The 13,536-nt window shown below is 58.1% G+C and carries 10 protein-coding genes and 2 pseudogenes; 8 read left to right on the plus strand and 4 right to left on the minus strand.

Translation table 11 applies throughout. The features are described 5' to 3' along the window. Positions 1–377 precede the first annotated feature (377 nt). The 3 genes from traG to traC are packed head-to-tail and all read right to left on the minus strand — an operon-like array spanning position 378 to position 2,788. Positions 378–2,291, minus strand: a complete 1,914-nt coding sequence (gene traG, locus QFZ34_RS05575) for a Ti-type conjugative transfer system protein TraG (protein ID WP_307277943.1) — start codon at positions 2,289–2,291, stop codon at positions 378–380. Then, on the minus strand, positions 2,278–2,493 hold the full coding sequence (traD, locus tag QFZ34_RS05580) for a type IV conjugative transfer system coupling protein TraD (RefSeq protein ID WP_307277946.1): 216 nt from the start codon (positions 2,491–2,493) through the stop codon (positions 2,278–2,280). Before traD ends, traG begins: the two co-directional genes overlap by 14 nt. A gap of 4 nt (positions 2,494–2,497) precedes the next feature. After that, positions 2,498–2,788: a conjugal transfer protein TraC gene (gene traC / locus QFZ34_RS05585; protein ID WP_307277949.1), complete on the minus strand. Its 291-nt coding sequence runs from the start codon at positions 2,786–2,788 to the stop codon at positions 2,498–2,500. A 274-nt stretch (positions 2,789–3,062) separates the two neighbouring features. On the opposite strand from traC, the gene traA reads away from it, so the two are divergent. From traA to QFZ34_RS05625, 8 genes and pseudogenes are all read left to right on the plus strand, one after another. Then, entirely contained in the window at positions 3,063–6,362 is a 3,300-nt protein-coding gene (gene traA / locus QFZ34_RS05590) for a Ti-type conjugative transfer relaxase TraA (RefSeq protein ID WP_307277953.1), read from the plus strand. Further along, positions 6,359–6,889, plus strand: a complete 531-nt coding sequence (gene traF / locus QFZ34_RS05595) for a conjugative transfer signal peptidase TraF (protein ID WP_307277955.1) — start codon at positions 6,359–6,361, stop codon at positions 6,887–6,889. The genes traA and traF overlap by 4 nt, the downstream gene beginning before the upstream one ends. Before the next feature lie 16 nt (positions 6,890–6,905). After that, positions 6,906–8,049, plus strand: a pseudogene (locus QFZ34_RS05600) (conjugal transfer protein TraB). Positions 8,050–8,066: 17 nt separating this feature from the next. Beyond that, the gene (locus QFZ34_RS05605) at positions 8,067–8,675 is read left to right on the plus strand and encodes a TraH family protein (protein ID WP_307277956.1); all 609 of its coding nucleotides are present in this window, start codon (positions 8,067–8,069) and stop codon (positions 8,673–8,675) included. A gap of 190 nt (positions 8,676–8,865) precedes the next feature. After that, positions 8,866–9,531 (plus strand): helix-turn-helix transcriptional regulator, encoded by a 666-nt coding sequence (locus QFZ34_RS05610; RefSeq protein WP_307277958.1) that lies wholly within the window; start codon positions 8,866–8,868, stop codon positions 9,529–9,531. Between the two features lie 216 nt (positions 9,532–9,747). Further along, a pseudogene (locus QFZ34_RS05615) lies at positions 9,748–10,798 on the plus strand (class I SAM-dependent methyltransferase). A 31-nt stretch (positions 10,799–10,829) separates the two neighbouring features. Continuing rightward, positions 10,830–12,230 carry a hypothetical protein gene (locus tag QFZ34_RS05620; RefSeq protein ID WP_370878692.1) on the plus strand — a complete coding sequence of 467 codons (1,401 nt, stop codon included), beginning with the start codon at positions 10,830–10,832 and terminating at the stop codon, positions 12,228–12,230. Between the two features lie 102 nt (positions 12,231–12,332). After that, a complete protein-coding gene (locus tag QFZ34_RS05625) occupies positions 12,333–12,857 on the plus strand; it encodes a GNAT family N-acetyltransferase (RefSeq protein WP_370878715.1) in 525 nt (174 codons plus the stop codon). Here QFZ34_RS05625 and QFZ34_RS05630 read toward each other — a convergent pair. Then, positions 12,805–13,263: a hypothetical protein gene (locus QFZ34_RS05630; protein ID WP_307277966.1), complete on the minus strand. Its 459-nt coding sequence runs from the start codon at positions 13,261–13,263 to the stop codon at positions 12,805–12,807. The genes QFZ34_RS05625 and QFZ34_RS05630 overlap by 53 nt on opposite strands. Positions 13,264–13,536: the final 273 nt, after the last annotated feature.

Raw genomic sequence — 13,536 nt, forward strand, 5'->3', positions numbered from 1 at the left:
CCGGGGTTGCCAGGAAGCACACGGGCATGTGGGCCTGGCATTCGTGCCGGACGTGAGCGATCCGGTCGCAGCGCAATCAATGCCCGGACGGAAACAAGACGGTTTTTGCTAACGTCCGGAATTGCGCACACGCCTCAGTCACGACTTCCACACGGTGGTAATGCTTGAGGAAATGGCTCGCGCAACCCAACCGGTTGAATGGCAGGGCAAAGCCGCGCCCGGTTACTTGTCACGGTGATCACGATAGCTGCTTTCCTTGTTTAAGCTGGGCGATTGCTCGACCCATCTGCGGATTTTCCAGGGTCGATATCATCCAACGCCTTTTCGCGCCGATCATCCCGTTCCGAAACGAACACAATAGGTTCGTCGCATCGATACTATGTTCTGTAAAAACGGCTTTTGCCGACGACCGATTTCATATCACTGCGCCGGAACCAGATCGCGCGACCGCATCGCAGCGGTGGGTTGCCCGCTGTAAACACGATCTGCTCGTCAGACCGCATTCGCATGATTTCATGCGGCAGGATCAGGCGGCGGACCGAAAGCTGTTTGGATCGCGAGCGTGACGATCCCCGCATCCCGGAGGAACGGTTTGTCTGGTCAACCTCGACCGTGGTATCGCCGCAACGCCTGGAAAGATACTCTGCTGTTTCCGGATCGTTGATCGCCGCAAACGAGATCCAGGAAGCGGACTCGAACCATTTCGAAGTCGCGTCGCGGCCGCCATAGGCCTCACGCATCTGTCCCAGTGACTGGAAGATCAAGATCAAGGTGATGCCGTATTTGCGTCCGGCATCGCGCGCGGTTTCAAGGATGCGCAGATAACCGAGGCGGGCTGCTTCATCAAGCAGGAAGAGTGTTCGGCCGGTCAACTCGCCCTTGCGGTTGTAGACCGCGTTCAAAAACGAGCCGATCACCACCCGGGCAAGCCCGGGATGCGCCTCGAGCACCTTGAGATCCAGCGTGATGAAGATGTCTGTCTCGCCTGCGGCAATGTCATCGGTCGAAAATGCACTTCCAGATACGAGGGCGGCATAGTTCGGATAGCTGAGCCAGTGCGTCTCCTTGACTGCATTGGCATAGACGCCGCTGAATGTTTCCGGTGTCATGGCGATGAACGGAGCTACATTTTCCTTCACAAAATCTGAATCCGACTGGTCATGGATGCGCGCGAGCCGCTCCCGAAGTTTCGGTTCGGGTTCGGACAGGTTGACGCGGACCTGTCTCAGACTCTGGTCCATCACATGCAGGTTCCCGGACAGGCAGACGTCGGCGATGAGGGCAATGAGGAGTTGCATCGCGGATGCGCGAAAGAAATCATCACGGGCGGATGCCTGCCGCGCACTGTCTGTCATCACCCAGGTCGCGACGGCAACGATATCCTCTTCTTTCGAATTGCCAAAGCGGCCGATCCAATCGAGCGCGTTGAACCCTGTTTCAGGATTTCCCGGATCAAGCACGATGACATTCCGGCCCGCCTTGCGCCGGTGCTCGACCACCATCGGCGCGACCTCGCCTGACGGATCGAGCACAACGAGACCGCCTCCCCATTTAAGTGCTGTGGGAACGGTGACGGATGTCGTCTTGAACCCTCCCGATCCCGCAAAAACCACGCCATGCGTTGAGCCGAATGTGGCATCGAAACAGAGCATCGGCGCCTTGCCACCAGTCCCCCAGGTCTGCGGCGCGTCGGCCCTGAACGCAATATCTGTGACGCTGTCGCGGTCAACGCGGTAACGTTCGCCGACAACAATGCCGCCCGTTTGTGGAAACAACTTTGCCGCCTGTTTCATGCTCATCCATTGGCTATCGCCATGGATTGCACGCTTGCCCCCGATACGGCGCGGCGCGGGTCTGACAAAAGCGGCATTGCCTATCAGCGCAACTCGCAACGCAAATATACCCGCAAGCAGCGTAACGCATGCGCCGATCATGATCGCCGAATCCGCATAGACGAGGACCGATTGACCCTTTGGCACATTATCGGACAGTTCGACCAGGCGGACGCTTTCGCGGATCGCAGCAATGACAACCGTCAAGAAACTTGCGCCTGCAACACTCCATCCGGCAGCCTTGATGTTCGCTGCGCTATTGGCGGCAAACAAGGTGAGGGTTCCGATGACGCCAGCCGTAACGTAAGGCACGGCAAGGCCAATACGGCCGAGTATCATGCGCGCCTGATCGGATTTTCCAAATGCGGCCAGCCAATGTTCGATGCCCGCCATTGCGAACATTGACGCTATCATCAGGGATGCGGGCATTGCTATCAGCAGCAGCTTACGCATCGTCATGGCCGAACGCCTGCGCGCCGATTGCTGTCAGGCGGTCACGCTCTTTTTCATCGTCAGCAAGACGAATGCCAGCGTCGATCAGAAGACCAAGCAGGAGGGCGCGTTTCTCATAACGCAATCCCGCCTTCACGATCAGCCCGCCGAGTTCGATTTTCCCGCGGGTGTCCTGTCTGCGAGCCTCGGATGTCGTCAACCGTTTCATCCGCTCAAGCCTCGCCAGCGCTGTTTTTAATCGCGCCGGACGGGAGCGGCAACGAACCGTTTGCAGCGCTTGATCCTGCCGGTTTCGCCTCGGCCGAGCCGTTTCGGTCCGGGCGAAACCGGGCGGCGAGCTCTTCGAAGGCTCTCAGTAGTTCCGTTTCGTCAATCGCAATATCGCCGATCCCCGCCTTGAGGGCGAGGCGGCCGATGCGTTCTGCCTCACGCGTCTCGGCCTGTCGCAACTGGTCCTGAAGGAGGGCGATTTCTTGCCTGATCTTCGCGGATGGTTTCTTCATTGCGGGTCTTCCTTTCAAGATTGCTGCGGAAATTCCTTTTGGGGTTACAAGCCGCTCTCGGCTTGCAAGGATTGCGCAGACAAGCGCAACGCGCATCCCCGTTTATTCTACAGTCGGCAAGGCCGGCACTTTGGTAGATCATCCCCTCCGTTCCAAAGGAGCGGTCCAAGGGCGCAGTAATACGTCGCTGTCGCGACCCCTTGGCTGACATGGCCCGGTGTCAGCCGCTTCCGGACGAACATGATGCCTGTTTTGTCGTCGGAGAAGGTTTGCCTTGGCTATCACCCATTTCACACCCCAGCTGATCGGACGCAGTGCCGGCCGCAGCGCGCTCCTGTCGGCCGCCTATCGTCACTGTGCGAAGATGACCTATGAGAGAGAGGCGCGGACGGTCGATTATTCCAACAAGCGCCATCTTGCCCATGAGGAGTTTCTGCTGCCACCCGGTGCGCCTGATTGGGCAAGAGCGCTGGTTGCTGATCGTTCGGTTGCCGCAGCGGCAGAAGCCTTCTGGAACCGGGTCGAAGCTTTCGAGAAGCGCGAGGATGCCCAGTTCGCCAAGGAGTTCATCATCGCGCTGCCGGTGGAGCTGTCGAAGGACGAGAACGTTGCACTGATGCGTCAGTTCGTGTTCGAACAGGTCCTGTCTCGCGGGCAGATTGCCGACTGGGTCTATCATGACGATCCCGGCAATCCGCACGTTCACCTGATGACGACGCTCAGACCTTTGACCAAGGACGGTTTCGGCGCCAAGAAGATTGCCGTCATCGGTGAGGATGGCCAGCCCGTACGCACAAAACAGGGAAAGATCCGCTACCGGCTTTGGGCCGGCGAGAAGGAGGAGTTCCTGCAGCAGCGAGGTCGCTGGCTTGATCTGCAGAACGAGCATCTGGCGCTGCGCGGTTTCGAATTGCGTGTCGACGGGCGCTCCTATGCCGAGCGCGGCATTGAGCTTGTTCCAACCACGCACATTGGCGTTGCGGCCAAAGCCATCCAGCGCAAGGCGCAAACACAGGGATGGCAGCCATCGCTCGAAAGGATTGACCTTCACGATGCATCAAGGAAAGAAAACGCCGCCCGGATCATGCAGCGACCACAGATCGTTGTTGATCTTCTGTCCAGTGAAAGAAGCGTCTTTGACGAGCGCGACATTGCAAAGGTCCTGCACCGCTATATTGACGATCCGGTCACCTTCCGCAACGTCATGGCGGCCATTCTTGACAGCACAGAATTGCTCCGCATCGACCGCGATGCCATTGACATTGCCACCGGCGCGCGGATCCGCGCCCGCTATACGACGCGCCAGCTGATCCGGCTGGAAGCGGCAATGGCAAAGCGTGCGATGTGGCTGAGCGAACAAGACAGCCAAGGTGTGCAGGCACAGGATCTTCAAGCGGTCTTGGCGCGCCATCATCGCCTCTCGTCCGAGCAGAGAACGGCGATCGAACATGTCACCGGCGGTGCACGGATTGCCGCTGTGGTTGGCCGTGCCGGTGCCGGCAAGACCACGATGATGAAAGCTGCCCGCGAAGCCTGGGAAGCCGCCGGTTACCGCGTCGTTGGCGGAGCGCTCGCCGGCAAGGCGGCCGAGGGGCTGGAGAAGGAAGCCGGTATAAAAAGCCGGACTTTGGCTTCATGGGAATTGCGCTGGCGCGAGGGTCGCAGCGCGCTGGATGAACGAAGCGTCTTCGTGCTTGACGAGGCTGGCATGGTGGCATCGAGACAAATGGCCCTCTTCCTTGAAGCGGTGGTCAGGTCCGGCGCCAAACTCGTGCTTGTCGGCGATCCCGAACAGCTCCAGCCGATTGAAGCCGGTGCATCGTTCAGGGCGATCGCCAACCGCATTGGTTACGCGGAGCTCGAGACCATTTATCGGCAACATGAAGACTGGATGCGTACGGCCTCGCTCGCGCTTGCCCGGGGCCGTGTGGCGGAAGCCGTCCTTGCCTATGAGGGCAAGGGTCGCGTCATTGGCGAAAGTCTCAAAGAGGATGCCGTGGCGCGGCTCATTGCTGACTGGAACAATGACTATGATCCGGAAAAGACCACTTTGATCCTCGCCCATCTTCGCCGTGATGTGCGCAAGCTGAACGAGCTCGCCCGCGACAAGCTCATCGAGCGCAGGATTGTTGGAAAAGGACATGCATTTGCGACCGGGGAGGGTGTCCGTCACTTCGATATCGGTGACCAGATCGTGTTCCTGAAAAATGACAGCGGGCTTGGTGTCAAGAACGGCATGATCGCCCGCGTCGTTGAGGCGGCACCCGGCCGCATTGTTGCCGGGATCGGAGAGGGGAATGAGCGCCGCCAGGTCACGATCGAGCAGCGTCTCTACACCATGGTCGACCATGGTTACGCGACGACAATCCACAAGTCTCAAGGGTTGACCGTCGACCGCGTCAAAGTGCTGGCCTCGCTCTCGCTTGATCGTCACCTCGCCTATGTGGCGATGACCCGCCACCGCGAGGATATGGCACTTTATTACGGCACGCTTTCCTTTGCAAAAGCCGGCGGTCTGGTCTCGCTCCTTTCGCGCCGTGCGGGCAAGGAGACGACGCTCGACTACGAACGCCATGAGCTCTACCGGCAGGCGCTGCGCTTTGCCGACAATCGCGGCCTGCAGATTGTCCGTGTTGCCCGCACCTTGCTTCGTGATCACCTCGAATGGACGCTGCGCCAGACACGCAAGGTAGCCGGGCTTGCCCGGCGTCTGCGCAGTGTCGGCGAAAAACTCGGCCTTGTTGAAATCAGCAATACCCCTGCCAGAAAGGAGATCAGGCCCATGCTCGCCGGCATTCCCTTCAATCCTTCTGCCCTGGAGGAAACAGTAGAGCAGAAGCTTCTGGCCGATCCCGCCGTCAGGAAACAATGGGACGATGTGTCCGACCGTTTCCGCTATGTCTTTGCCGATCCCGAAATCGCTTTCCGAGCAATGGACTTTCATGGGGTTCTGACGAACGACAAGGTTGCAAGGCAGACGCTTGAGCGCCTTGTCGCTGCTCCCGCCACCATCGGGCGGCTTGCCGGCAAGACCGGACTGTTTGCCTCAAGCCTGGACAAACAGGCGCGGCGCGTTGCCGAAGCCAATGTGCCGGCGCTCAAGCGCAGCATTGAAAAATACCTTGATCTGCGCCAGGCGGCGCAGGAGCGGATAGGCAAGCAAGAACAGGCGCTGCGCCAACGCCAATCGATCGACATTCCGGCACTCTCGCCGGCGGCGCACCTTGTGCTCGAACGGCTTGGCGACGCCATCGACCGCAATGATCTGCCGGCAGCCCTCGGCCATGCGATCAGCAACCCCGCGATCAAGGCGGAGATCGACATCTTCGGCAAGGCCGTGGCGGAACGGTTCGGCGAGCAAACCCTGTTGATGAATGCAGCGCGCCATGCCTCAGGCAGCCTCTTCGACAAGGCCGCAGAGGGGCTTGCTCCGGCAGAACGCGAGAAGCTTGTAAAAGCATGGCCGCTCATGCGCACCGCCCGGCAGCTTGCCGCCCATGAGCGCACCGCAGAAACGCTGAAAATGACCCAAAGCCTTCGTCAAGCCCAACAGCAGCAGGTGTTGAAGCAATGAGACGGGCGAGCGCCATCATTATCATCACCGGCACCGCCCTCGGCTTCCTGGCGGCGGTCGGAACCGCCTGGTTTTGTGAATTTCGGTTCAACCTGACCCCCAGCGAGCCACTCGGATTGTGGCGTATCATCCTGTTGAACCGGCCGGCTAGGAACGGCGACCTGGTCTTCGTGTGCCCGCCTGAGAGCACATTGTTCCACAAGGCGCTCGAGCGCGGCTATCTCAGGCGCGGGCTTTGCCGCGGGGGCTACGCGCCACTGATCAAGAGTGTGGTCGCAACATCGGGCCAGCATATCAAGATCGACACGCACGTTACTGTTGATGGCACTCCTGTGACCAGTTCGGCCGTGCGAAAAAGCGATGGCAATGGCCGTCCGGTCAGTCCCTTTTCAGGCGGTGTCGTTCCACCCGGGTTCATCTTCCTCCACTCACCCTTTGCGAGCTCCTATGATTCACGATATTTCGGGCCGGTTCCGGTCAGTGGCGTGCTTGGTCTTGCCCGGCCGGTCCTTGTCTGTAATCCCTGATCGGCTGCACGGCCCCATCCTTGTTACGTTGTCAATCACCATCGGAACGGGTGGCTGGAGCGGCTATGTGCTTGCGCTTCCGGCAGTCCTCCTCTTCCCGGCGCTTTGGGCGCATGCGCGATCGCGCTGGATGGCGGCCCTCGTGTCGGCGGGATATTTTCTGGCAGCCACCCGAGGCCTGCCGCAGGGTGTTGCCAATTTCTATGGCACTGATCTGTGGCCCGGATTTCTGCTCTGGATCGGAGCCTCGCTGTCTTTTGTTGCCGTGCATGCTGCACTGTGGACCAGGCATCCAGGAAGAGGAAGGGCGGTGCGGTATTTGATAGCGGCCACACTCATGGCCGTACCACCCTTGGGGATTGCCGGCTGGGCTCATCCGGTAACTGCCGCGGGCATGGTGTTGCCAGGCTGGGGGTGGTGGGGCCTGACGATCACTACAGCTGGCCTCGCCATCATGACAACTCGGTGGGGGTGGCCGCTCGCCGCTCTTGTATTCGCAGGGTTTTGGCTCTGGTCCGCTGCGACGTGGACACCGGCAGATCAAACCGAAGGCTGGCAGGGGATTGATCTGCGACAGGGCAAATCGCTCGGCCGCGATATCGCGCTTGGCCAGCACCTGGAGCTGATCGCATTGGTTCGCGTCGCAGCAGGTCATGGCGCTCGCGTTGTCGTGTTGCCTGAGAGCGCACTCGGCTTTTGGACTCCGACCGTCCAAAGACTCTGGCAGGACGGGCCTGCGCGGGTCAAAAATCACAGTGATGGCAGGTGCCGCCGTCGTCGATAAGGCAGGCTACGACAATGTTCTGGTCGCGGTTTCGGATGATGAGGCAGAGATTGTGTACCGCGAACGCATGCCGGTACCGGTTTCAATGTGGCAGCCATGGCTTGGCTGGATGGGGCGGGCCGGCGGCGCCCGCGCTTACTTCTTTGCCAATCCGGTCGCGCAGCTCCAGAACAGGAAAATAGCGCCTCTCATCTGCTACGAGCAGCTCATCATCTGGCCCATCATACAGTCGATGCTGCACGTGCCCGACCTTATTGTGGCAACCGGAAATGTCTGGTGGACCTCTGGCACCTCAATCGCTGCCATCCAGCGAACCAGTGCAAGTGCCTGGGCGAGGCTGTTCGCCATTCCCATCGTCACCGCATTCAACATGTAGAAGGAGGAATTATCGCAATGCTCGACGCTGCCCTTATTCAGCAGTGTGCTGATCCGTCGCTTGAAACCTCGCTCGTCCAACATTTTATCGCGCGGGCGGGCTCTTCCGATCCGCTTGCCGTGACCGTCCGCTCCGGAAACCGCGTCATTCTCGTTGAAAAACCCGCCACTCCTGATGAGGCAGTGGAACTGATCCGCCGGAACGTCGCCCGCAATATTGTGCGCGTCGGAATTACCCAATATCCGGCTGGTCTCGGCATCGTTGAGGCCGCCCAGATCGAAACCGACCTGGTCGACAGCTGTGCGAATATCCGCATGGGGACGGCTTTGTTTGCCAAGGTCGATCGCATCGTCCTGAAATGGTACGGCGCTCCGGCGAACGAGGCGTTTGAGGATGCCATCATCGCATGGCAGACCGGCTATTTCGAAGGGAATGCGGTTTTTGGAGCGGCCGATCCGGGCGGCAACGGGCCTGTCGTGCCGGTACAAGAACAGACGGCTGCGGCGCTGGAAGAGGATGAAAATGAGCGGCCGCAGCATGAGGCCCGCCCGGGTACCGAGGCCGAAGACGACCCGAACAGGGCGGCATTACGCGTCGATCTCTCCGCAATTGGTGGCATCAAATGATGTGCATCCGATCAGGTTCCGGCGCACCGCAATTCGTCAACAAGAAATATCTCATGGCCTGCGCCGGATCCTCGACCGGATGGAAACCTGCAATTTCAGTGCACTGTAGAGGAACATGATGGAAAATCACCAACCGTCGCCGTTGCCATGGTCGTTGGCAGTGTTGCAAAAAGTGGGCAGCAAAAGGGATATGGATCTGGCCCTTGCCAAAATAAGGGACCGTTTCCGGTTTGCTCACCTGACCTTCCTCGTGGTCCGCTCCGCAAACCGGACAGACAGCTACCCCTTCTGTTGCACGACCTATCCAGACGAATGGACCTCCCTTTATCTGCGCAACAACTATTTCGAGATCGATCCGGTGATCGAGCTCAGCCGCACAGGTTTTCTCATGCTCGATTGGTCAAATCTCGACCGGCGCTCCTCGAGGATTCGGGACTTTTTCGCTCAGGCTAATTCATTCAATATCGGAAGGCATGGTGCTACCCTCCCGATCAGAGGACCGGGCGGCGAACGCTCTCTCTTTTCCGCCACATCCAACCTGCCGAGGCTCGAATGGCGGCAATTGCGTATCGCGAGCAATCACAACATCCAGATTCTGTCCCACTACCTGCACGAGAAAGTGCTTTCCCTGACGGAGCTGCGGGAAAGCAGCAACTACCGGACGCTCTCCAGACGCGAGCAGGAGTGTCTTCAACTTCTGGCGCAAGGTCTCGTCCCCAAACGCATTGCTCCCAGATTGCATATTTCGGAAAGTGCCGTGCGCCTTTATCTTGGATCCGCCAGACGCAAACTCAATGCCGCGACGATCTATCAGGCTATCGGAAGGGCAAGCTTTCTTGAGCTAATCTGGACCTGACCGCCTCTGCATGTGGTCTCTCCCAATGCCTCAGGCGTGTTTTTTCCAACTGCAATCCGCTCGTCAATCTGTCGAAATCAACAGGTTGCGCCGTCGCCCCTCATCCATCAGTTCTACCCGACCACGGATAGCCACAGGAACCCCTGTAGCGGGCTGGTTTCCAAAGCCTGGACTGGAGCGGCACCTGTCGTTTGGCATGATAGCGAGGATTACGCCATGGTGGACACAAGGACGATAGATGCCTGGCGGAGGGCTCCGCGCATCAATTCGTTTGCCGCCTTCTTTGAAAGAACCGCAAGCGGACTGGACGGGGCTCCGGACCTCGGCAAGCCGGAGCCTGCGATGGACCTGCTTTCGTTCGATCTCGACTGCATGTTGTTCTGGGACACGCATCGGCGTTTGTGGGGGCATTTCGACAGCCATTATTTTGCAAGCATTCCCTTTCGCCTCGAAGAGGAATGCCGCCTGGGCGCGGCGATCCTCTTGTTTGGCCAGACGGTATGGGCGCGAAGTGGCCGGCCTGCCACGATCTATACTCTGGGGGCAGGCGCCGGCACACTTGCAAGGGCATTGGCAAAGCTCGGGGACGGGCGTCTGAAAACGCTCAACTGCAGTCCAACAAAGGGAAACTGGGTCTGTTTTTTTGCGCGAAGAGGCAGCGACGATGCTCACTTTTACCATGGACCATTCTTCCAACTGGACGATGAGCGTTACGAGACAGATCAAACGCTTGAACCGTTCAGGGACGGATATGATGTGTTGCTGGAAGATACGACCTTTCAGATGTATGGCCCCGACCGGGACAACCAGACAGCTTTCATAGCGCCTAGGGTGAAGCGGGGCGGCGTCCTGGTGCAGGTGCAGAAACTGAACCACCCTAACCTTCAGGTCTATCTTGAGCGGGAACGTCAGAAAGACAGGGAGTTCAAGTCGAGGTTTTTTTCTACGGAGCAGATAACGGAAAAGAAGCGCGCTGTTCTGGATACGATGAAAGATCTCCAGGTCGATCTCGAGCGAACGCAATCGGCACTTCAACGGCATTTCCGCTACGCCGTCCTCACGTGGAACAGTGGAAATTTCTACACCATCGTCCTCCTCCAATTGCCTGGGATCGGTCCGTGATTTCGTCACATCAATGGTAAAGCCGGCGCTGCCGTCAGAGTTTTGCTACGAACAATTGCCGCGCATTCTCGTAAATGATGAAAATGATCCGTTACCCTCGGACTGGACATGGCGCGCACCCTGGCCGATCGGCGGTGAAATGTGAACGGCAGTTTCTCAAGCAAGAGTAGATGCAAATGAGCAGAGAGCTGCGAGATTCGGGTTGCGATAATGCTGTAGAGGAGGTCAGAAGAGCGTTGTCTTTTCTTCTGCCCGATCTTGACGGGTTCTGGAGGCGTTCGCTCAAGGATTATGCCTGTGCAATTTATGACAAAGGTGCCCGCGGCCAATGTCAAGTTCGCGACGAGGCAATGATCAGGCTGCAAAAGTTTGTCGCGCGCATTGCGACAAGGTCAGGAGCCAGTCTAGCCGATGCAGAGCGTGCAAGTGCGCAAATTGCGGATTTGCCGATCATACAAAGCGGTCCTCACTGTCATTTGCTGATCGAGACGGATGCCTTCTATACGCACCTGTTCAGCGCACTCGGCCTGGTGGCCCACCATTGCTCATGGCATATCTGCTACAGTTCTTCGACGGTGAAGTTCGTAGAAAAATCCAAAAAGGGCCCCGGATGGCTTTCGCTCGGCAGCGAGGCGGTAAATGTTTTCGGTCTGTCGCGAAGCCGGATGGATCCTTTCAGTATTTGCGGTTTCAACGGGCGCTATCGATTTACCCTGTCCGGGCAAAAGGGTGAGCCAGCAAATGCTGCTGTCGCTAAGCTCAAAGTTATTTTGCCGGAGCGGGACTTTCCGTCAGCAGCCGAGGCGATCAAAGCTGCCAATCAGATTCTGTGGCGCAGATCATTTCCTGCGTCCCTCGGATTGCTGCAATTCGACGATATCGACGTTGCTGACCTCGTGGCGGAACATTTTGAGGATAAAGCATCCTGGCTGTCGGCCAGTTTTGCCGGCGCCGGTCTCTTCGCGAAAAACATACTAGGCGCGTCGAGACAGCTCAATGCAGGACCATGGGCGGGATGGGTGCGTCAAACAACGGATTTTTTCTGGGGCATGGAGGGCGGCAGGATATATCCCCTGCGTTTGAACGACGGATTCCTCTCGGGCGGATCCGATACGAGCTTGAAGATAAGGTTTGAACCCGAAAGCATTGCAATCTCATTGCGCCAACGCAAACTGGTGCCCAATCTCCTGGTGACGTTTCTAGTGACGTCCATTCTTCCCGGGGTTCGTGTCCTCGGCGGCTGCCGGCAGGTCGTATATTATCCCCTCATGCGCTATCTTGTTGCCACCGCACTCGTGGCTTCAGATGATCGCGATCTGCTTGACGCAATGCGTGCTGACGAGCGTCCGGGCATGTGGGGACACCGCGTCTTGCGGCCACCGGACGGCTGTCCATTTCTGGAGATCGAGGAAAGCGGCGATGCGTTGGAGGTGGCTGCAAGATATGGCGGCAGACCGCTTGAAGGGGCCTGCGGTAACCTTGCCAGTTTTACCGGTGATCCCCTTTGGGCAGAATTATCCACGCATATCCGCCGGCGTGCAATTCATCCTGCTTCCCCGGAGTGGCAATGGGCATAGTTCTCATGGGTTCCGGCGCGAATGCGACTGGAGGACTCTCGAACACCGTCGCTGACCCGTACCGAAAGAAACCTTCATTTATTGGAGTTGTCCATGGATACAATGGAAATATTGATCAGGCGGATTTTCCCTGATGAGTTCGAGATCTTCCGGCGCATCCGCCTCGAAGCCCTTCGTTCCGAACCGGCTTCATTTGCAAGCCGCTTCGAGGATTGGGTCGCACTTTCCCATGAAGAATGGCGTCAACGACTGCATGATCCCGTCTTTGTCGTTTTCAACGCGGACGAACCGGTCGGTATCATGGGTTTAGTGCGCGAGCGCCCGGCAAAAATGGCTCATCGCGCCACGCTCGTCATGGTGTATGTGCGGGCAAGTTTCCGCGGTACAGATTTGGCCGTGTCGCTTCTGGACGTGGTCCTCGATTTTGCAAAAGGAGAGGGGATCTGCCAGCTTGAACTCGCAGTCAGCGCAGAAAATTCCGCGGCGTTGCGCTTCTATAATCGCTACGGATTTATTGAGGTTGGCCGGATTCCCGGCGGGCTCCTGGATCGTGACAGGGAAGTTGATGAGGTCTTTATGGTGCGGCGGTTGAGAGCTGTACAGCCGTGCGACGCTGAGACAGTTTGAAGTGTGTGGTTATCGTGAACGCTGCTGCAGTACTCCCTCGCGTTGCAGATTTAGTGGAGTTGGCAAGCACTGGTGGAAGAACAATCAGTTCGAAATGGCTTGGAGACGGTGTCCGAAGGTCGGGCGGGTAATATGGCAGGATGATATTGGTGCTGAATGGATAATGGTAGGCGGCCCACAAGCCTCGGAACTGGAATTGTCCTCGAGGAGCGTCAATCGCGATCCGGTACTGTTTGCCCGACGGCATTTCCAGCGTGGTCGATCCCTCCAGTAATGCGGCAGCCAACACTTGGGGCTCGCCGTCAAAATCGCCTTTCGGGAGTGTCTGACCGTTGATGACCTCGAACTGCAACGTCGCGTGAACTTCGTGCCGCGCACCGTCTGCCAAAATTAAAATGTAAGGCATTCCAGGTTTTCCTTTAGGTGGACCCGAGACGCTCTGTTGCAGAAGTCTATCGGAACCGCGTCGAGTGCCCCCCGGCAAGAGCGAAACCGGTTCCATTCATTAAAGTTCCAAAAGAAAACCAGCACCAAGGCTGGGCAAATTAAGTTCGTCACAAATGGCGCTCGAAAGGCGTGGCTGAACACCATAGGTCACAACGCGCAGGATTGAATTTAGCTACACCGTACCCCAAGCGAGGCCTGATCCCTATGGGACACTTCGGAGTGGCGGCATCAG

This window comes from Phyllobacterium ifriqiyense (assembly GCF_030817885.1).
Taxonomy (GTDB): domain Bacteria; phylum Pseudomonadota; class Alphaproteobacteria; order Rhizobiales; family Rhizobiaceae; genus Phyllobacterium; species Phyllobacterium ifriqiyense.

Bases quoted from the DNA above. Each gene is read 5' to 3' on its own strand.
- QFZ34_RS05625 (WP_370878715.1), top strand. From the start codon at position 12,333: ATGGAAATATTGATCAGGCGGATTTTCCCTGATGAGTTCGAGATCTTC.
- traC (WP_307277949.1), bottom strand. From the start codon at position 2,788: ATGAAGAAACCATCCGCGAAGATCAGGCAAGAAATCGCCCTCCTTCAG.
- QFZ34_RS05620 (WP_370878692.1), top strand. From the start codon at position 10,830: ATGAGCAGAGAGCTGCGAGATTCGGGTTGCGATAATGCTGTAGAGGAG.
- QFZ34_RS05610 (WP_307277958.1), top strand. From the start codon at position 8,866: ATGGATCTGGCCCTTGCCAAAATAAGGGACCGTTTCCGGTTTGCTCAC.
- traF (WP_307277955.1), top strand. From the start codon at position 6,359: ATGAGACGGGCGAGCGCCATCATTATCATCACCGGCACCGCCCTCGGC.
- QFZ34_RS05605 (WP_307277956.1), top strand. From the start codon at position 8,067: ATGCTCGACGCTGCCCTTATTCAGCAGTGTGCTGATCCGTCGCTTGAA.
- QFZ34_RS05630 (WP_307277966.1), bottom strand. From the start codon at position 13,263: ATGCCTTACATTTTAATTTTGGCAGACGGTGCGCGGCACGAAGTTCAC.
- traD (WP_307277946.1), bottom strand. From the start codon at position 2,493: ATGAAACGGTTGACGACATCCGAGGCTCGCAGACAGGACACCCGCGGG.
- traG (WP_307277943.1), bottom strand. From the start codon at position 2,291: ATGACGATGCGTAAGCTGCTGCTGATAGCAATGCCCGCATCCCTGATG.